This is a genomic window from Psychrobacillus sp. FSL K6-1464, assembly GCF_038003145.1.
In the GTDB taxonomy this organism is placed as follows: Bacteria; Bacillota; Bacilli; order Bacillales_A; family Planococcaceae; genus Psychrobacillus; species Psychrobacillus psychrotolerans.
Genome location: NZ_JBBOOP010000001.1, coordinates 900,606 through 919,563 on the forward strand (window position 1 = coordinate 900,606; position 18,958 = coordinate 919,563).

At 34.3% G+C, this 18,958-nt stretch carries 13 protein-coding genes; 11 read left to right on the top strand and 2 right to left on the bottom strand.

From position 1 onward, the window contains the following. Window positions 1-174: 174 nt before the first annotated feature. The 4 genes from MKX39_RS04310 to MKX39_RS04325 all read left to right on the top strand — a co-directional run bounded on the left by MKX39_RS04310 (window position 175) and on the right by MKX39_RS04325 (window position 3,335). A complete protein-coding gene (locus tag MKX39_RS04310; RefSeq protein WP_093537242.1) occupies window positions 175-372 on the top strand; it encodes a hypothetical protein in 198 nt (65 codons plus the stop codon). A 137-nt stretch (window positions 373-509) separates the two neighbouring features. Next, window positions 510-1,493 (top strand): GMP reductase, encoded by a 984-nt coding sequence (gene guaC, locus MKX39_RS04315; RefSeq protein WP_093537243.1) that lies wholly within the window; start codon window positions 510-512, stop codon window positions 1,491-1,493. A gap of 94 nt (window positions 1,494-1,587) precedes the next feature. Then, window positions 1,588-2,016, top strand: a complete 429-nt coding sequence (locus MKX39_RS04320; RefSeq protein ID WP_340768502.1) for a VOC family protein — start codon at window positions 1,588-1,590, stop codon at window positions 2,014-2,016. Window positions 2,017-2,162: 146 nt separating this feature from the next. After that, window positions 2,163-3,335 (top strand): aminotransferase class I/II-fold pyridoxal phosphate-dependent enzyme, encoded by a 1,173-nt coding sequence (locus MKX39_RS04325; RefSeq protein ID WP_340768503.1) that lies wholly within the window; start codon window positions 2,163-2,165, stop codon window positions 3,333-3,335. Between the two features lie 150 nt (window positions 3,336-3,485). On the opposite strand, the gene MKX39_RS04330 is transcribed toward MKX39_RS04325, so the two are convergent. Beyond that, window positions 3,486-4,391, bottom strand: a complete 906-nt coding sequence (locus MKX39_RS04330) for an LCP family glycopolymer transferase (protein ID WP_340768504.1) — start codon at window positions 4,389-4,391, stop codon at window positions 3,486-3,488. 221 nt (window positions 4,392-4,612) lie between these two features. Here MKX39_RS04330 and MKX39_RS04335 point away from each other — a divergent pair, with 221 nt between their 5' ends. From MKX39_RS04335 to MKX39_RS04360, 6 genes are all read left to right on the top strand, one after another. Next, a complete protein-coding gene (locus tag MKX39_RS04335; RefSeq protein WP_340768505.1) occupies window positions 4,613-6,775 on the top strand; it encodes a 5'-nucleotidase C-terminal domain-containing protein in 2,163 nt (720 codons plus the stop codon). Window positions 6,776-6,866: 91 nt separating this feature from the next. Further along, window positions 6,867-7,919, top strand: a complete 1,053-nt coding sequence (locus MKX39_RS04340; protein ID WP_340768506.1) for a CAP and S-layer homology domain-containing protein — start codon at window positions 6,867-6,869, stop codon at window positions 7,917-7,919. 204 nt (window positions 7,920-8,123) lie between these two features. Further along, window positions 8,124-10,001, top strand: coding sequence for an N-acetylmuramoyl-L-alanine amidase (locus MKX39_RS04345; RefSeq protein WP_340768507.1), 1,878 nt, complete (start codon window positions 8,124-8,126; stop codon window positions 9,999-10,001). A gap of 175 nt (window positions 10,002-10,176) precedes the next feature. Then, entirely contained in the window at window positions 10,177-11,085 is a 909-nt protein-coding gene (locus MKX39_RS04350) for a C40 family peptidase (protein ID WP_340768508.1), read from the top strand. 425 nt (window positions 11,086-11,510) lie between these two features. After that, window positions 11,511-13,037: a murein biosynthesis integral membrane protein MurJ gene (murJ, locus tag MKX39_RS04355; RefSeq protein ID WP_340768509.1), complete on the top strand. Its 1,527-nt coding sequence runs from the start codon at window positions 11,511-11,513 to the stop codon at window positions 13,035-13,037. 16 nt (window positions 13,038-13,053) lie between these two features. Continuing rightward, a complete protein-coding gene (locus MKX39_RS04360; RefSeq protein WP_340768511.1) occupies window positions 13,054-14,337 on the top strand; it encodes an oligosaccharide repeat unit polymerase in 1,284 nt (427 codons plus the stop codon). A gap of 158 nt (window positions 14,338-14,495) precedes the next feature. On the opposite strand, the gene MKX39_RS04365 is transcribed toward MKX39_RS04360, so the two are convergent. Continuing rightward, complete coding sequence (locus tag MKX39_RS04365) at window positions 14,496-16,454, bottom strand: S-layer homology domain-containing protein (protein WP_340768512.1); 1,959 nt, start codon at window positions 16,452-16,454, stop codon at window positions 14,496-14,498. A 212-nt stretch (window positions 16,455-16,666) separates the two neighbouring features. Here MKX39_RS04365 and MKX39_RS04370 point away from each other — a divergent pair, with 212 nt between their 5' ends. After that, complete coding sequence (locus MKX39_RS04370) at window positions 16,667-18,919, top strand: S-layer homology domain-containing protein (protein WP_340768514.1); 2,253 nt, start codon at window positions 16,667-16,669, stop codon at window positions 18,917-18,919. Window positions 18,920-18,958: the final 39 nt, after the last annotated feature.

Here is an 18,958-nt window from a genome sequence, read left to right on the forward strand (position 1 = left end):
AAATAAATCATGGAACATTCAAATTTATTTTGATTATCAAAATCAGTTGAAAAAGGATTTTCAATGACGAAATGGCGGTGAAAATTCTATAGTTGTATTTAATAATATATTCTGACAATTGAAATAACTAATTGAGCAAGTAAAATAAGAGGAAATGAAGGGAGTGGATAAATTATGACAGTTGAGTATCTAGTACAAGTAATGAATCGTAGTATTCAAAAAGTGGAGGAAACAGTTGACCAGGTAGAACGTCATACAAATATGTCTAAGGCAGACCAGCATCAAATTATGCAAGCAGTATTGGAACTGAGTGACCGGATAAAATTAATTGAAATGCAAATAGATATAAATAAGATGAAAAGAATTCAGTAAATGTATGTAATACTTCGAGTATTATGTGCATGCTTAGTATAAGAGATTGACATACTACTCAAAATGATGTAAATTACCAAATGGACGAACGTTTTTAGTTCAATTGATAATAATATTCGTATTTAGGAGTGTATATGATGGAAAATGTATTCGATTATGAAGATATTCAATTAATTCCGGCAAAATGTGTAGTTAATAGTAGATCAGAATGTGATACTACAGTCACACTTGGGGGACATACTTTTAAATTGCCAGTAGTGCCTGCTAATATGCAGACAATTATAGATGAAAACATTGCAAATTATTTAGCTGAAAATGGTTATTTTTATATAATGCATCGCTTTGAACCACAAAAACGTATTGCCTTCATCAAGAGTATGCAATCACGTAGCTTAATTGCATCAATAAGTGTGGGTGTCAAAGAAGAAGAGTACACATTTGTAGAACAGTTGGCGGAAGAAAATCTAGTACCTGAGTTCATCACCATCGATATTGCGCACGGTCATTCTAATGCAGTTATTAACATGATTAAACATCTTAAAAAACATTTACCGAATAGCTTTGTCATTGCTGGTAATGTTGGAACTCCAGAAGCAGTAAGAGAGTTAGAAAATGCTGGAGCGGATGCAACGAAAGTTGGAATCGGACCTGGGAAAGTATGTATCACGAAGATTAAAACAGGATTTGGAACAGGTGGTTGGCAACTTGCGGCATTGCGTTGGTGTGCAAAAGCAGCTAGCAAACCAATAATTGCAGATGGTGGAATTCGTACACATGGTGATATTGCAAAATCCGTTCGTTTTGGTGCTTCTATGGTTATGATTGGCTCTCTATTTGCAGGTCATGAAGAATCTCCTGGTGTTACAGTCGAAAAAGATGGCAAGCAGTATAAAGAATACTTCGGTTCTGCATCTGAATTTCAAAAAGGCGAAAAGAAAAATGTGGAAGGTAAAAAAATGTTTGTAGAATATAAAGGTCCGCTAGAAGATACTTTAAGAGAAATGGAACAAGACTTGCAATCTTCTATATCATATTCAGGTGGAAATAAATTAGAGTCGATTCGTAATGTAGACTATGTAATCGTAAAGAACTCTATTTTCAATGGCGATAAAGTTTACTAAAAATTAATGTTATTTTAGATCTCTGAGTGCTACAATAAAGTTGAAATTTATTGTTTTGAATAATTACATTATTTGAGAAGAGGAGTGTTCTAAAATGACTATTAATATATATCTTACTTTTAACGGGAATTGTCGAGAAGCTGCAGAATTTTATGCAGAAGTATTTAAGACAGAAAAACCAGAGATTATGACTTTCGGTGAATCACCGCAAAGCCCGGATTTTGTATTACCCGCAGAAGCAAAAGACTTAGTTCTCCACACTCGCTTAAATATTAATGGAAGCAATATAATGTTCTCTGATACGTTTCCAGGATCACCGTTTACGGAAGGAAATAATATCAGTTTAGCTTTTGTAAGTAATGAAGAAGATACGGTTAAATCCGCATTTAATGCTCTTAAAGAAGGCGGTAAAGTGAGCATGGATCTTCAAGAAACATTTTGGAGTAAATGTTACGGTTCCTTAAGAGATAAGTTCGGTATTGAATGGCAATTTAGCCACGAACCAGATCAACTGCCACAATAAAATAGGAAGTCATGCAATGTTCAAGTATACATTGCATGACTTTTTTTATTACTAAATAATTCAGAATGTAATAATAAATCGATGCTGTTTAAAGTATACTAGCATATATATCTACTAGAAAATTAATAGAAAGAAGAGATCAACCGATGAATATACAGATAAATCCTCGAGCACTAGCATTGAAAATTCCTGGAACACGACAATTCTCCAATCAATTAGTTCATTACCCGGATGCCGTTAATCTAACGATTGGTCAGCCGGATTTTCCGACACCTACATCAGTAAAAGAAGCAGGTATCCTGGCAATTGAACAAAATTTAACCGGGTATTCGCATAATGCAGGGCTGCTAGAGTTAAGAAATGCAGTGAACTCTTTTTTCTTTGATAAATATGGTTTTTCATATGATCTTCAAAGTGAAATTATTATAACAAATGGTGCTAGTGAAGCAATCGATGCAGTCTTTCGAACAATTTTAGTAGAAGGAGACGAGGTTATTCTACCAGCTCCTACTTATTCAGGGTATGTACCTGTGATTGAACTTTGTGGAGCGAAAGTAGTGTATCTAGATACGACGGACACTAATTTCCAACCGTCTGCAGAAAGACTTGCAAACTTGATCAATGAGAGAACAAAAGCCGTATTTTTCAATAATCCCTCTAATCCTACTGGGGTTGTTCTTACAAAAGAGACGATGGATGAATTAGTTGATGTGATACAAGAAAAGAATTTATTTGTACTAACAGATGAAATATATAGCGAGAACACTTTCTCAGGAAAGCATCATTCCTTTGCAAGTTATGAGGAAATACGCGAAAAATTATTTTATATTCATGGTGTTTCCAAGTCGCATTCGATGACGGGTTGGCGAATCGGCTTCCTGATGGGGCCAGCAAATGTGATGGAGCATGTAGTAAAAGTGCATGCCTTCAATACAATTTGTGCTTCACTACCTGCCCAATATGCAGCAATGGAAGCACTCACAAATGCCAAAGACACTCCAAGTGAGATGAACTTGGAATATGTGAAAAGACGTGACTTAGTATTTAGTCGATTAACAGAGATGGGACTGACGGTGGAAAAGCCAAATGGCGCTTTTTATATTTTCCCTGATATAAGAAAGTATGGAATGAATTCCTTTGAGTTTGCTACGAAGCTATTACAGGAGGGCGGTGTGGCTGTCGTTCCTGGAAGCGCGTTTACAGCATATGGAGAAGGTTTCATACGCATTTCCTATGCGTACAATATGGCTGTGCTAGAAAAAGGAATGAATAGACTAGAAGAATTCCTTCTTACATTAAGTCCATCTCAATTCCTCTAGATTACGACGTGTTCATGACACAAATTAAAGGCTAATTCCATTATTTTGGAATAGCCTTTTTGCTATTGTCCTTCAAAATCTCCCGTAACACTAGTATTCAACCATCAACAGCGAGTAAAGCTTATTCGGCCACAGCTTCTTATTATTGCACTATTGTAGTTCCAAATGATCCTTCAATGTCCACGTGACATCGCTCATCTCTTCATCGTTGGGTACATAATACCAAATGCCGTCCATTCGCTGGCCACTACCATGCGTAAGCGTAATAGATTCGACATTTGTCAGTGAAGACTTATAACCTTTTTGAATATCCATCATTTGATCAAATGTCATATTTGTTCGAATGTTGTCCGCTAAGGAGGCCAAGAGATCCTTATAGTTGAGGAAGCTATTAAAAGAAGCCCCTTCCTTTAATATAGCTAAGAGAACTTGTTTTTGACGCTCCTGTCTTCCAAAGTCACCTAAGGGATCATTCATTCGCATGCGAACATAACTAAGAGCACTATCACCGTCTAAATGTATGGGACCAGCTGCAAATTGGTAACCGTTTTCTTCAAAAGCAGATCGGTTCTCAACCGTGACACCGCCAACACTATCGACAATCTCTAAAAAACTTTCCATATTGACCTGTAAAACATAGTCAATTGGAATATCTAGAAGATTTTCAACAGAACGAAGGGCCATATCTATCCCACCGAAGGCGTAGGCATGATTTAATTTATCCATTTTCTCTAATCCGATAATTTCTGTATATGTGTCTCTTGGGATGCTTAATACTTTAACTGAAGCTAGAGAGGGGTTAGCGGTGAGGACAATAATAGTGTCGGACCGTCCGATATCTGCATCCCGTTCATCCACACCGAGTAGTAAAATGGAGATTGGTTCCTTTTCTACGAGTTCTACTTTCGTTTTTCTAAGTTCAGAAACTTTGCGAATCTTTGTTTCATGGATTGTATCGAGTGTAGTGGATACATTTTGATAAATACTTGTTGCGTATATAACACCAACTAAAAGGAAGCAACTAATAATTGTAATCCAAATTGTTTTCTTCGACATTCATGGTCCTCATTTCTTATAACTACAAACCTTTTTGTAAATATATGAGTGTAAGTCCCAGAATATTAATTAGAACTGGTAATAGTATGTATAGTTTGGTTCTTTATTAAACAAGCGAAATAAATTAGATAAATTCTCAATTTACTTAAACTTAATATTTAAAATTATCTAAACTATAGTATAGTTAAAGAGATACATATTATAAAAGGGATGGTGTAGGAATGTATAGAAAAACTTACAAAAGTATAACAGCAGCATTAACGATTGCGGCTGGTTTGGGATTAGCTTTAGCACCTCAAACGAGTTTGGCAGCTGAGGGAGATTTTAACCTTACTATTATGCATACAAATGACACACATGCAAATGTGGATGCTGTTGCAAAAAGAGCGACAGTAGTAAAACAGATTCGTAGTGAACACAAAAATAATCTTCTTCTTGACGCAGGTGATGTTTTCTCTGGGACTCTATACTTTAACCAATATACTGGTTTAGCTGATTTAGAGTTTATGAATTTATTAAAATATGATGCGATGACTTTCGGAAACCATGAATTTGATTTAGGTGCTACATCAGATGGCCATTTAGGTCTTGCAGAATTCGTCAAAAAAGCCGGTTTTCCATTTGTAAGTGCAAATGTAGATTTCTCGAAGGATGTACTATTTGAAGGACTTCAAAATAAAGAATATTCATCTTCAGCTTCTAATGGTGAAATATATAATGGAATTATTAAAGAAATTGATGGAGAAAAAGTAGGTATTTTTGGATTGACAACTGCTGAAACTGTAGATATTTCTAGCCCTAATGATATAGCATTTGTGGATTATATAGAAGCCGCTAAGGGAGCAGTAGCTGCATTTGAAAAAGCTGGTGTCAATAAAATTATTGCTCTTACTCATATTGGTTATGATGATGCAGCAAAATATGATAATGATTTATTACTTGCGGAAAAGGTACCTGGAATCGATATCATTGTTGGTGGTCATACACATACAAAACTGGACGCACCTAAAGAGTTAACTGTAAAAGGTAAACCAGTTCTTATCGTTCAAGCAAATGAATACAATAAATTTTTAGGTCAATTAGATGTTTCATTTAATACGGAAGGTGTTATTACAGATCATACTGGTATTTTACATGATGTTACAGCGGTAGAAATAGCTGATCCAGAAACAGTAAAACTACTAAAACCATATACTGATTCTATAGACAAAGTAAAAAACACCTCAACAGGTAAAGTAGCTTTACAGGGTCTTAATGGTGGACGTGGACTTTGGGGCGTTCGTGCCGGTGAAACGAATCTTGGTAACTTAATAACTGATGGAATGTTAGCTTCGGCCAAAAAAATAGACTCTGAAACTGTTATCGCTATGCAGAATGGAGGGGGAATTCGTGCTTCCATTGATGCTGGAGATATTACTGTTGGAGAAGTTCTAACCGTAATGCCTTTTGGTAATGCTCTTGCTATAGCCTCAGTTACAGGTGAAGAGATTAAATCATTACTTGAACATGCTATTAGTGAGTTTCCTAAAGAAAAAGGAGCATTTTTACATGTTTCAGGTTTAAAATATGCTTTTGATGGGACTGCTGAAGCAGGGAAACGTGTTCTAAATATACAAGTTAAAGAAGGAGACAAGTATATAGAGTTAAATAATTCTAAAACATACAAAGTCGCTACAAATACATTTACAGCAAAAGGTGGAGATGGTTTCAAAGCTTTTGAAACTGCTTATGCTGAAGGTAGAGTTAGTGAACCAGGAAATGTAGACTGGGAAATGTTTATTGAATATATCACGACACTTGAAACAGTTAATCCGACAGAAGAAGGACGTATAAATGCAGTACTTCCTTTCAAAGACATAAATGCAACTGACTGGCACTATTCTTACATCCAAGACATATTCTATTCAGGTTTAGCGAAAGGAACTAACAGTACAACCTATTCTCCAAATAAACAATTGACTCGTGCTCAAGCTACATCACTAATTGTACGTGCACTTGGTTTGGAAGCAAAAGGGACTGCTACATTTACAGATGTGGTTAATCTTCACGCTGATACAAAAGCTGAAATTGCTGCTGCGGCTGATGCTGGTATTATAAAAGGGGTTGATGGTAAGTTCATGCCTCACAAGGCTATCACTCGTGCACAATTTGCGTTAATGCTTAACAGAGCTTATGATGCGAAAGTAGAAGTAGACTATGTAGTAAAAGGCAAATCTACATTTTCCGATTTAGGGAAATATGATGGAGAGTTTGTTAAAGCTATTAACATGGTAGAAGAATTAAATATTGGTTCTGGTACTGATGGGAAATTTAGACCTACTGAAGGAACTACTCGTGCCCAGGCGGCAAAATTTGTTTCCAATTTTACTAATTTATTAAAATAGATTCTAAAAGTCCCTTCACATCCATTGTGAAGGGATTCCTAGTTTATAGTCTACTTTTGATGTGTATACATAATATAAAGGAGGTAATTACTTGAGAAAGTTTAATAAATTCCTATTGTTGGGTTTAATCATGCTCGTGCTGTTTCCAGGAACTGTCCAGGCTTCTCTATTTACAGATGTTAAGGACGATGAATGGTATTATCCTGTATTAGTCTCCAACCAGAAAAACAATATTATTACTGGTTACCCAGACGGGACTTTTCGTCCTAATAATTCTATAAGTAGAGCCCAAGTAGCGCAAATTATAAATAGAGTTTTAAAATTATCTAATTCTACAAATTACCAACCTTCATTTATTGATGTTTCGAGTGATCATCCTGCATATCAGGACATTGCTGCGCTAACAAAAGCGGGAATATTTAATAACGGTAGAAATTTCAATCCCAATGATACTTTGACGCGAGCACAGCTATCTAAAATTATCGTTTTAATAAATGACTTCCAAGTGCAACAAGAAGTAAAAAGTTCATTTACAGACGTTTTGGAAAGTCATTGGGCGAACTCTTATATATCTTTTTTAGCAAAAGCAGGAATTACAACTGGTAAAACTAAAACTACTTTTGCACCTAACAATGCAGTAACAAGAATTCAGGCGCTAGTATTGTTAAATAGAAGTATGGAATATAAGAAAAACCCTTCAACTGATGAAACTATTTATGATCCATTTGAAAAAGTTTATAAGAAAATTGAACAAGCAAATGAGAGTTTTATCTCTGAAACTATTAAACTAGTTAATTTGGAGCGAAACAAGCATGGGTTAACTGCATTAGTTGAAGACAAAGTGCTATCCCAAATAGCATTTATAAAAGCGGATGACATGATTTTAAATAATTATTTTGAACATACTTCTCCAATATATGGAGCACCTTGGGATATGGCAGATGGGTTCGGTTACTTCTATAAGACCTTTGGTGAAAACATTGCCCATGGTTATGAAGAGTCAAATGAGGTGGTTACAGCATGGATGAATTCTCCAGGTCACCGGGCGAATATACTAAATAGTAAGTACACAACAATTGGTGTAGGTATAGCTTTAAATGAAAGTAACCAATATTATTATGTCCATATGTTCTCCAGTAAATAACACAATAAAGAGCTGATCAAGTCGTTTTAATCTTGAATCAGCTTTTTAATGTGTTATTTAAACAAATTCTGTAGTAATATCCTCTTGTTTTGTCATTAAAAAGAGTTATTTGTAGGGAAATTATGAAATTGAGTAAAAATGAGGATATTAATGGAAGCGAATCTTTGATATTATCGTAGGAGGATAAAGGAGAGGAGCTCAAAAGTGTTAGATAAATTAAAAAATATTATTACTATCAGTCTTGTGCTAGTATTAGCTTTTTCGCTATCGCTACAAGTGAATGCTGCAAATACTTTCTCAGATGTGTCGAATTCGGATGAAGGTTATAAAGAAATTGAATATATATATGTCAAGGGGATTATAAAAGGTTACAAAAGTGGCGGAGGTCAAAAGTTTCAACCAAATGAAGTATTAACTCGCTATCAAGCAGCTAAAATGCTTGTTCTAGCAGGTGGACATGGACCGTTAAAGGTTAGTAAATCGAGTTTCAAAGACGTTAAATTAAATGAATCTGAATACATTGAACAAGCAGTTAAACTAGGATACATGACCGCTACAGGAAATGGAAACTTTAGCCCTTTCAAACCTTTTACTCGGGATGATATGAGTATGGCTCTAGTAAAGACTTTCAAGTTAAGCTTAACTGAACATGCAAATAAGCCTATAATATTCACAGATATAAATAATAATGATGCATTAGCAAAATATGTTAAAGCTATAATGTATAACGGCATTACAAAAGGTTCACAAGGGAAATATATGCCGAATAGTGGAGTAACACGAAAACAATTTGCTCTTTTTATTGCTCGAGGAATGGAAGACGAATTTAAAGTAAACAAAGAAGTAGACGGGGTTACTGTGCCCGACTCTAGTAAGTCGGTAGGACAAGTCATTATTAATGTTAATAATGATACGTTAAATGTTCGAGCGGAGCCAAGCAATTCTGGAACAGTCGTAGGTAAATTAGTGGATAAAGAAAAGGTATTTGTCTATGAAATTACAGGAGACTGGCTAAAAATAGATTATAAAGGCAAATTACAGTACATTAGTAAATCATATACCAGTTTCTTAGATGTAAATGGCAAAGAAATTGGTGCATCTACAGGAAAAGTATCAACGACATCACCTGATTTAAACATTAGAAGCAAACCAACTTCAAACTCAACTATTGTTAATACTGTAAGTCAAAATACGGAATTGCTAACGTATGGGCTATACAATGGCTGGTATTTAGTAAAAGTCGATAATATACCAGGTTATATTAGTGCAACCTATACAAAGGATGCAACTAAACCTGAAGTAACAGTACCGGACAATTTAGGCAACCTGACTGGTAAAGTAACTGCAGCATCACTAAATGTTCGAAGTGGTCCAGGAGCATCTTATGCAAGTGTAGGTAGTTTGACAAAAGGTAAGGTAGTAACAGTCGAAAGTCTTAATGGCGCTTGGGCCAAAGTTAAATATGCTGGTGGACAAGGCTATGTAAGTAAAACCTACTTAAAACTGGTGAACCAATCTGGAAGTGTATTAAAGAACAGAATTATTTTAATAGATGCTGGTCATGGTGGAAAAGATCCAGGTGCTTCTAGTCAAGGTGTTACAGAGAAAAGTGTTGTAATAAAAGTAGCAAAACTAGTAGAGCAAAAGTTAAAAAATGAAGGTGCAAAGATTATCATGTCAAGATCTGGTGATACATTTCCATCACTCCAAGAGCGTGTGGAACTTTCCAAATCTACTAACTCTGAACTTTTTGTCAGCATACATGTAAATGCCGTTGCTAATAAAACAGTAAACGGAACTGAAACTTTCTACAATTTGTCAGCAAATGATAATGGAGAGGAAAGTAAAGTGCTTGCAACGAAAATTCAATCAGAAATTATAAAAAATGCTAATATGAATAACCGTGGTGTAAAAGAAGGAGAGTTTTACGTCATTAAAAGAATGGAGATTCCATCAGTGCTGGTGGAATTAGGGTTTATAACAAATCAGCAAGATTTTAATAAGCTAGTGAATGACAAATATATTGAAATTTATGCTCAATCTATCTTTAATGGAATACGTGATTACTACTCAGTTCAATAGTATTCCGGTTCAGAGGCAGTGCTTAGTCAATCAATGACGAAGTGCTGTCTTTTTTGTCTGTAATCTTTTTGTTATATTCTTGTTATTTATATGTGATGAAACTGTAATGTTTAGTGCCTCCAAATGATGGTATGCTTACTACAGATTTTGCTAAAGAGAGAGGTTATACAACATAATGTTTAGGAATTTTTTAAAAGTATGTTTACTAAGTTCAGCCTTACTGATGATGAACATCTCAGCAGCTAATGCTGCATCGCCAAGTGAAATTAAAACGAAAGCTTATAATTATATTGGAACACCATATGTATATGGTGGCACTACGTCTAAGGGCTTTGACTGCTCTGGATTTATTCAACAAGTATTTCAGGATACAGCCATAGTCTTACCGAGAACAACTTCAGAACAATTTAAAGAAGGAATAACTGTAAGTAAAAGTGATTTAGAGACAGGTGATTTGGTATTCTTTAATACATCTGGCAAGGGTGTTTCTCATGCCGGAATATATATTGGATCTAACCAGTTCATTCATTCATCTTCCTCCAATGGAGTAAGTGTTTCTTCTATTAATGATCCTTATTATTGGGGCGATAAATACATAGGTGCAAAGAGAGTATTAGACCAATCACAAACTTCAGAAAAAGTTGAAGTAAAATCTGCAAGTATAGATATGAGCATTTTTGCTAGTAGAGCAGAAGTAGCGAAAAGTATCGTAGAGCAATTGAACCTTCCGCTAGCAGCTGCAAAAGCAAATTATTCAGATGTCCCATCAACTTCTAAATATTATGAAGCGATAAATTCAGTGACCGCAGCTGGAATATTTAGTGGTAATGAACAAGGTAAATTTAATCCTTCTAAACCAATAACTAGAGCACATGTTGCGAAAGTTTTAGTCGAAGCTTTTAACTTGAAATCGACAACTGGTACTTATAACTTTAAAGATGTAAGTAATTCACACTGGGCGAGTGAATATGTTCAAATTTTAGCTCAAAATGGGATAACAATAGGAAAGCCTGATGGAAGCTTCGGAATAAATGATAATGTTACTTATTCACAAATGAATACCTTTATGACAAGACTTAAATAAGTTAGATAGCTAAAATATACCCTTTGAGTAGTGATTATAAACCATGTAAATCATGGAATTTATATGACTACTTAGAGGGTTTCTATTTTTTAAAAATAAGAATTTAACAGTAATAGTAATTTGCAGAAATTGGACATAAACTTTTCAATGCGAAAAGGTATTTTATAAGTAAATATGATATAATAAAAAAATGCAATCTAGGGACTAGTTAGTTCCAAACGAAAGGAAGAACAAGATGAAGAGTGTTATTGTCCTTAGGCACTGTTACATAAAGGCATCATTGAATTTTTTTTCAAGCCTGCAGTTTATACTCAGTAAAAGCATAAACTTTGTAAATAAAGTAGCCTCATATAGTTATCAACAATTTCATTCGAAAATATATTATGACAATCTAATACTTCCTATTAATACAGGTGGGATTGGTTATGAATAAATTGAAGTTCGCATCTATATTTTTACTATTATCTACAATAGTTTTGAAATTCTCAAGCATGATTCGAGATCTAGTTATAGCAGCTTACTTTGCCGATTCATTTGAAGCAGATGTGTATTTTGCTGCTATGACGATTCCAAACGCAATTATCTTGTTTTTACTTACGGGTATGAAAGATGCTTTTTTACCAAGTTATTATAAGTTTGAGGCGATTGGTAGAGGAGATTCTCATCTAACAAATATTATTAAGGGTACTTTTTGGATAGCTTTAGGAATAGCGGTTATTGGAATGCTACTAAGCTCACCGATTATACATACATTTTATCCGAGTTTTTCTGAATTTGAAGGCGGAATGGAAATTGCCATTTGGACAAGTATAATATATTTTTCCTCCGTTGTTTTAGTTGGAGTAAATGCTGTTTATGAGGGTTACTTTGATGCAAAAAAGAAGTTTTCTTTTTCTGTCTTTTCACAAACAAGTGTAGTATTAGTAACTATTGTATTTACGCTATTATTTCATGATTTAATAGGAATAATCGCTGTGCCAATCGGATATTTAGCAGGAACTATATTGAGTTTACTTATTAAATTTGTTTATCGAACACCTAAGAAGTTTTTAAGCTGGAAACAGAAAATGGATAAAAAAGAAGTATTCGATTTTTATGGAATCTTCCTACCTGTTGGCTTGACTATAGCAGTTGGTCAAATTAACTTGACGGTAAATACTTTTTTTGCAGCTAGAATAGGTGTAGAAGGTACTGTATCAAATCTGAACTATGCATTTAGATTAGTTAATATTCCACAAGCAATCTTTGCTGTAACAATAGCAACAATTGTTTTCCCTATAATCGCTAGTGCAAGATCAGAGAATAATATGTTGAAATTCCGTAGGGGTATAGAAAAAGGAATATTATACCTACTTGTTTTCTTAACACCAGCTTTAACTGGAATGGTCTTTCTAATGGAAGAGTTAGTGAGTATCGTATACGAACGTGGTGCATTTACTGCTGCTTCTACTCAAGTAACAGCATCCTATGCAGTTTTATATATAGGTTCAACGTTCTTTTATTCTATTCAGGCTATAATTGCAAAAGGGTTTTATACTTTGGAAAAGGGTCATTATATGATGAGAATCGGTATAATCTCGATTTTTCTTAATATTATATCGAACTGGATATTTTCCAATTATTTTGGTGCACAAGGGATAGCGTTGTCAACTTCCATTGTTGCCGTTTTGTATTCTACAATTACTTTTGTAACTTTATGGAAGCTCATTGGTGGAATGAGCAAACTCTATTTGTTGAAAAATACTTTGCAAGTTGTAATTGCTACAACTACCATGTTTGTAACTATTAATATGGTAGACAAATTTACGGAAATAGCTGATTTACCACCACTATTACACATATTAACAATTGCTTTACCTGGTGCAGTAGTTTACTTTTTAGTTCTCATGTTATTCAAAAATGAATTCGTGAAAACTATTTTATCTAAGGGAGGAAATTCATCATCTATCTAGTGATGGTTACTAAATTATGAAAAATAACATAAAAAAACAAATTAAAAATTTGAACAAAATCGATACATTCTCACCATATTTCTTTTTACCATTTATATTAGTTTTATATTTCTTTATAAGTCTTTTTGATTTTCACCGATTTGAATTATTTAATGTAAATACATCCATCTGGCCGTCAGTTTTCTTAGCATTACTCTTTTACTATTTAGGCGTTTACTTTGTAGACAAAAAAGGGTGGACTTTCCCCACTCTTGGACTTTCTTTTCTTAGAGGGTATGTAATGTGGATGATTTGGGCACTTGTAATAATAGGAGCACTTGCATATTTTACAATGATGACAGGTGGAGATGTGGGGATTTCTGATGAATCCGTGCGTCGTAATCTTGATCCAAAGTTAAACTTTTTAAGTCAGCTACTTTGGTTTGGTGCTATTCTCATATTATCTTTAAAAATTATTAAGGAAAAAACTCTAACTAAAGGTAAATTGCTTATATATGCTGTTATTTATGGCGTAATAATGGTGGCATTCCTGATGATGGGATATAGAACACCTATTATATTAATGCTATTTACAGGACTGATTATTTTTCATTATGCTGTTAAACGCATTAAGTTAACTTGGTTTTTAACTACCTTATTAATAATAGGAGTTTTCTTCTCACTATTCGGTTTCTTTAGAGTACTATCTGAAGATACAACCAAGGACTTTAACTCCAGAGAGCAACCAGATGTTGAACTGTCCGAGACTGATGAAGAAAAGTTAATTTCAGTTGAAAGAAAAGTTAATCTTGTTCCCAAATGGATACGTTCACTGAACGGAGAAGCTGTTACTGGACATATCGTTTTAAGTAAAATTATTGAGTCTACAGAAGAAGATGGTTATCTATATGGAGAAATACATGGTGGAATTTTCTCTACCGTTCTACCTGGTGAGCAAATTTCACCTCGTATGAAGGTTACAGAAATCGTAAACTCATTAAGCGTTGAAGAAGGTAAATATATAACTCGACCAACTAGAACTACAACACCAACATATATTGGTCAGCTCTTCTTAGACGGAGGATACTTGTTAGTTGCAATTGGATTCCTATTATATGGAGTGATCATTTCCATGTTGTATAATCAGGTAAAAAGAAACGGATACGATAGTTACCAAGCGGTGGCATTTGCGTTTGTATTAACTATTTTTACAGTTTCTATGCATACTGGATTGTTAGACTTAATATTCCTTCTAATGATTGGCTTTGTTATATTAACCGCAGCGTTGAGTAATGATAAGAAGTTAAAAGTTACGTCTTAATACAAACAACATATAAAAAAAGTCTCACACTTAAACCTAGTGTGAGACTTTTTTTGATGAAAATAATTTCGGGAGTTTGATCTACTTTAGTCAAAGTGGCAAGAGATTGGTAGTAAGTAAAAAAAGAAAGAGCAGAGAAACTGCCCTTTCCATGAAAATTATTGAATCGTATTAATATCACGAACTAAGTCTTTATGAATAAACAAAGTCTGGTAGGTAGGAGAATCTGATAAAACTTCAACAAAACCATTAATATTAGGATTTACAATAATAACAGGCATATTGGAAAGCTTATAAGTAAATGCTGCCGAGAAATTTAGTGATGCATCCTTACGTACATTGACACCAGATGTTGTTGTCATTCCAATTTTGTAAGCTCCAGCATCTTTGAATCCTAAGAATTTATCAATTTTGTAGTATTGGCCAGCAGCTTTCGCACCCCAATATGGATCTGAAGCATATCTTACATTGAAGCCAATTGATTTATTTCCAAAAATTGCTCCATTTGCATACCCAGCAGTAGGGGGAATATAGTTTAAATTCCAAAATTTCTCCATCAGCTCTGTAATATTAGCTTCTACCGATGTAAATTTTTTGTTTAATGGATTTGTATCTGTTACATATAAACCAAATAGATTATTGTTGGTAAGAGCGTGACTACTCAATCCATAAGTACTTTCGTTTTGAGCAAGTGCTAGAATCATAAGAGCATTAACTTGATATTTTGCTTCTGTAAGTTTTAATACTTCTCCTAAACCTACTAATTTACTGTTTAGTGTCGCGTCTTTATAATTTGGATAGCTCTTAGGAGATTGTTTATAAAGATTTTCAAGTCTGGTTAGTTCACTCATAATGTACGAGTCTATTTCTACAGCTGTATAATTTGTTTTGGACCGTGCAGGAAGGAACTGATAGTAATTAAAGTATTCCCCTGAAATAGCTGAATTATTTTCGTTATAGAAAGTATAACCATTCCAGCTGTAATATTTTTTTCCGGCCAGTAAGGAAGATGGTGCTTTTCCTATTATATAAGAAGCTTCCCTATTAGTAGAGTTATAGAAAATAGTATGTTTTAACTCACCATTTGTGACACTATAATAGGATCTGTTTGTTAAGAGTACATATGGCTTTAATGTTACTTTATCTAGTTTTACATATCCTATTCGATCAGCATATTGCACTTTTGCCCAGAATATCTTCTTACCAGAATAGTCCTCTTCAACCTCCGTACCCAAGTATTCCATTTCAGTATCAGTAGTTGCCGATGTTGAGACATACCTATTTTCTTCTTTAGGTAGGCTATAGACAACTGTATAGCCGTTTGTAATAACAAGACCAGATGGCATTTTAATAATGTTACCATTGCGTTCTATAACTTGGTTGGTTTTGGTAATTCCTTTTTGAGCTTCTTCAAATGACTTATATGGCTTACTATTAACTAATTCTTTGTTCACTATTTCTTTTACTTCAAAGGATAGGAAGTCTGGAAGACCTGCATAACCATTATCCTTTGCCACTTCTACTAATCTGTATATGAAAGTAGCTGCTTGTGCTATAGTTGTACTTTTTTGGGGATAAAAGTATACATTGTTTCCTTCTGAACTTCCTTTTATAATTCCTAATTTTGCCCCAACAGAAACAGCAGTAATATACTCTTTCACAATATCTTTAGAATCTGTAAAAGTTAAATTGCCAGTACTTGTCGGTATTGCTAAATAATCTAGTACGCGTGAGATCATAACGGCCATATGTTGGCGAGTGATAATCTCATTAGGTTTAAATTTTCCATCGGGATACCCTGTAATTATGCCAACTTCTGCTGCACTTAGAATATCTTTGGCAAATGGATGTGTAGAATATACATCTGTAAACGTACTCTCACTACTTGTGGGTAGTTGTAAGATCTTTGATAGGTAACTAGCAAATTCTCCCCTAGTAACAGCACGGTATGGATAGTACTTACCGTCCTTATCGGGAAGTAAAATGTTATTTTCTACTAAATAGGTTAGTGATTTTTCATGCGAATTGCCAGTAAAATTACTTGCGGATGCATTTAGACTAGTAAATATACTAAAAGAGAGTAGCAATAAACCTACTAAAATAATTATTTTCTTCATAATTTAACACCTTTCTAATTATAGCTTGAATCATATTTTAACAGAATTAAACATTTTCTTTAAGAGTAAAAGGTCTCTAGTTTCATGAAAAATTGGTAAATGACTATATAAAATGAAACAAATGGAACATAGAATTCAAGTCTACAGTTTGTTATGCTCTTAATAGAATAGAAAGGATGGTGTAAGCTCTTAATAAAATGGAGCGTATAAATATGAAAAGTAAAGTTTTAAAAATAATTTTTATGTTACTAGTAATTATGATTATGGTGCCTCTTCAAGGATTAGCAGCACAAACAATAAACAAAGATATGAAGTTATCTACGGGAGTTCAGTACAAACAATACACAAATACTGGAGCTAAAGTTAACTCTATTAATCATCTAGCTATTAATCTAAATGATGCATATACAAAGGTAAGTATTGGATTGCCAAAGGATTTTAAAACTAAGGAAACGACAACTAGTATTGCGACTCGAGACTCTGCGGAAGGCAATAGAGTAGTTGGTGCAGTAAATGCGGCATTTTTTGATATGAGTGAGGGATATCCACTTTTTTTACTCTCCCAACAAAATGAAATATTAAACGGTGGAGTTCTACTCGATTCAACTACAGAATATTTTAACCAACCGATTGCTTTTGGGGTAACGGCAAATGGAAATGCAGAAATAGATCTTTATGATTTTGATATAAAGATGAATTATGATAATTTGTCCTATGATATATCAGGACTGAATAGAGAAAGACGTGCTGATGAAGCAATTATCTTTACACCACAAAACATAAATACCGCTACAAACTCCAATCAATATGGTACCGAAGTAGTGTTTGAAACTGATACACCAATAAATTCTACATATTATGGTCAAAAAATTACGGGGAAAATAAAAAGCATTCATATGGGTTCTACCGCAAAAGTAACAATTCCCCAAAATGGTTTTGTATTATCTTTTCATGGTCCTAAATGGCGTGCAATTGGAGATAAGATGAAAATTGGAGAAGAGGTATCCGTTTCATTCGATATTGACTCTAAGTGGAAAGATTCACAATTCATGCTTGCAAGCGGACCAATGCTTGTAAAGGATGGAAAGAAACACGTTACTATGAATCTCTCAAGTTCTAGAGCAACTGAAGTTACTTCACGAAGTGCTATAGCAATTAGCCAAGATAAGAAAACTGTTCATCTAGTAACTGTTGATGGAGCAAATAAGAAAGGGATGAATATGTCCCAATTCGCAGATTATCTAGTTAGTCTTGGAGTTGATCGAGCTCTTAACCTAGATGGTGGTGGCTCGACAACTATGGGCATTAGAAACTATGGAAGTAATGCAGTTGTTTTGGCAAACACCCCTTCCGCAGGATCTCAAAGAAGAGTTTCAGCAATCTTAGAGGCTATTAGTACGGCTCCAACAAGTAACCCGAACTCTATCAACCTTTCTCGTAATACCGTGGGTACTATGTTAGTAGGCGCAACTTCTTCCTATAAGATTAACTATATATTAGATGAATTTTATAATCCTATAACAGTAAGTACTAGCAAGATAGTAAATAAGTCAGATAATAACTTAGTGTCATTTAATGGTACAAGTTTTACTGCTTTAAAAGAAGGTTCTGATAGAGTCCGTATAAATTACGATACTGCTACCCAATCATTCCCTCTAACAATTGTTTCGGGACCTACTAATTTGACGATTAAAGCTAGTGGGACATCAGCAAATGTTAATAGCAAGCTGACATTTTCCGCAACTGCAACGGATGTAGACAAAAAAGCCTTGATTTATTCACCAGAACAGCTGAAATGGACAGTTGAAGGGGATATTGGGACTGTCTCATCAGCTGGAGTATTCACAGCGGGTAACAAGGCAGGAACTGGTAAAATAATTGCTCAGTTAGGTACAAAAAAAGCATCAGTCGGAATAGAAGTAAAATCAACAACAAAACCTACTACAAAATTTAGTGATATCCTAACTACAAATCCGTATATTACCGAGATTAATTATTTAACTAGTAAAGGTTTTATAAATGGTTATGAGGATGGAACATTTAGACCGAATAATGACATTACTAGAGCGCATGCGGCACTACTAATTAGTAGAATAAAAGGGTTAAACCTAGAAAGTATTACTGATCCGAATTTCCAAGATGTGCCAAAAACGCATCCATATTATAAAGAAATAGCAGCCATAGCCAATTTAAATATTGTATCCGGTAAACAAAATGGAAAGTTTGATCCAAATGGCAAGTTAACTAGAGCTCAAATGGCTAAGATTTTAGTTAATGCTTATAATTTATCAGGAACAACAAATAAAAAATTTACGGATGTATCCAGTCAACACTGGGCTGTTAATGAAATAAGTGCATTAACTGCAAGCGGAGTTACCACTGGATTCCAGGATGGGACATATAAGCCGGAAAGCCCTATTAATAGACTACATTTCAGTGTGTTCTTATATAGAATAACTCAATAGTTAATAAAAGCCTCTCCATCGTATGTGGCGAGGCTTTTA

What these genes read in the sequence shown, in the direction of transcription:
- MKX39_RS04310 (WP_093537242.1), top strand. Translation starts at nt 175, where the DNA reads ATGACAGTTGAGTATCTAGTACAAGTAATGAATCGTAGTATTCAAAAA.
- guaC (WP_093537243.1), top strand. Translation starts at nt 510, where the DNA reads ATGGAAAATGTATTCGATTATGAAGATATTCAATTAATTCCGGCAAAA.
- MKX39_RS04320 (WP_340768502.1), top strand. Translation starts at nt 1,588, where the DNA reads ATGACTATTAATATATATCTTACTTTTAACGGGAATTGTCGAGAAGCT.
- MKX39_RS04325 (WP_340768503.1), top strand. Translation starts at nt 2,163, where the DNA reads ATGAATATACAGATAAATCCTCGAGCACTAGCATTGAAAATTCCTGGA.
- MKX39_RS04330 (WP_340768504.1), bottom strand. Translation starts at nt 4,391, where the DNA reads ATGTCGAAGAAAACAATTTGGATTACAATTATTAGTTGCTTCCTTTTA.
- MKX39_RS04335 (WP_340768505.1), top strand. Translation starts at nt 4,613, where the DNA reads ATGTATAGAAAAACTTACAAAAGTATAACAGCAGCATTAACGATTGCG.
- MKX39_RS04350 (WP_340768508.1), top strand. Translation starts at nt 10,177, where the DNA reads ATGTTTAGGAATTTTTTAAAAGTATGTTTACTAAGTTCAGCCTTACTG.
- murJ (WP_340768509.1), top strand. Translation starts at nt 11,511, where the DNA reads ATGAATAAATTGAAGTTCGCATCTATATTTTTACTATTATCTACAATA.
- MKX39_RS04360 (WP_340768511.1), top strand. Translation starts at nt 13,054, where the DNA reads ATGAAAAATAACATAAAAAAACAAATTAAAAATTTGAACAAAATCGAT.
- MKX39_RS04365 (WP_340768512.1), bottom strand. Translation starts at nt 16,454, where the DNA reads ATGAAGAAAATAATTATTTTAGTAGGTTTATTGCTACTCTCTTTTAGT.
- MKX39_RS04370 (WP_340768514.1), top strand. Translation starts at nt 16,667, where the DNA reads ATGAAAAGTAAAGTTTTAAAAATAATTTTTATGTTACTAGTAATTATG.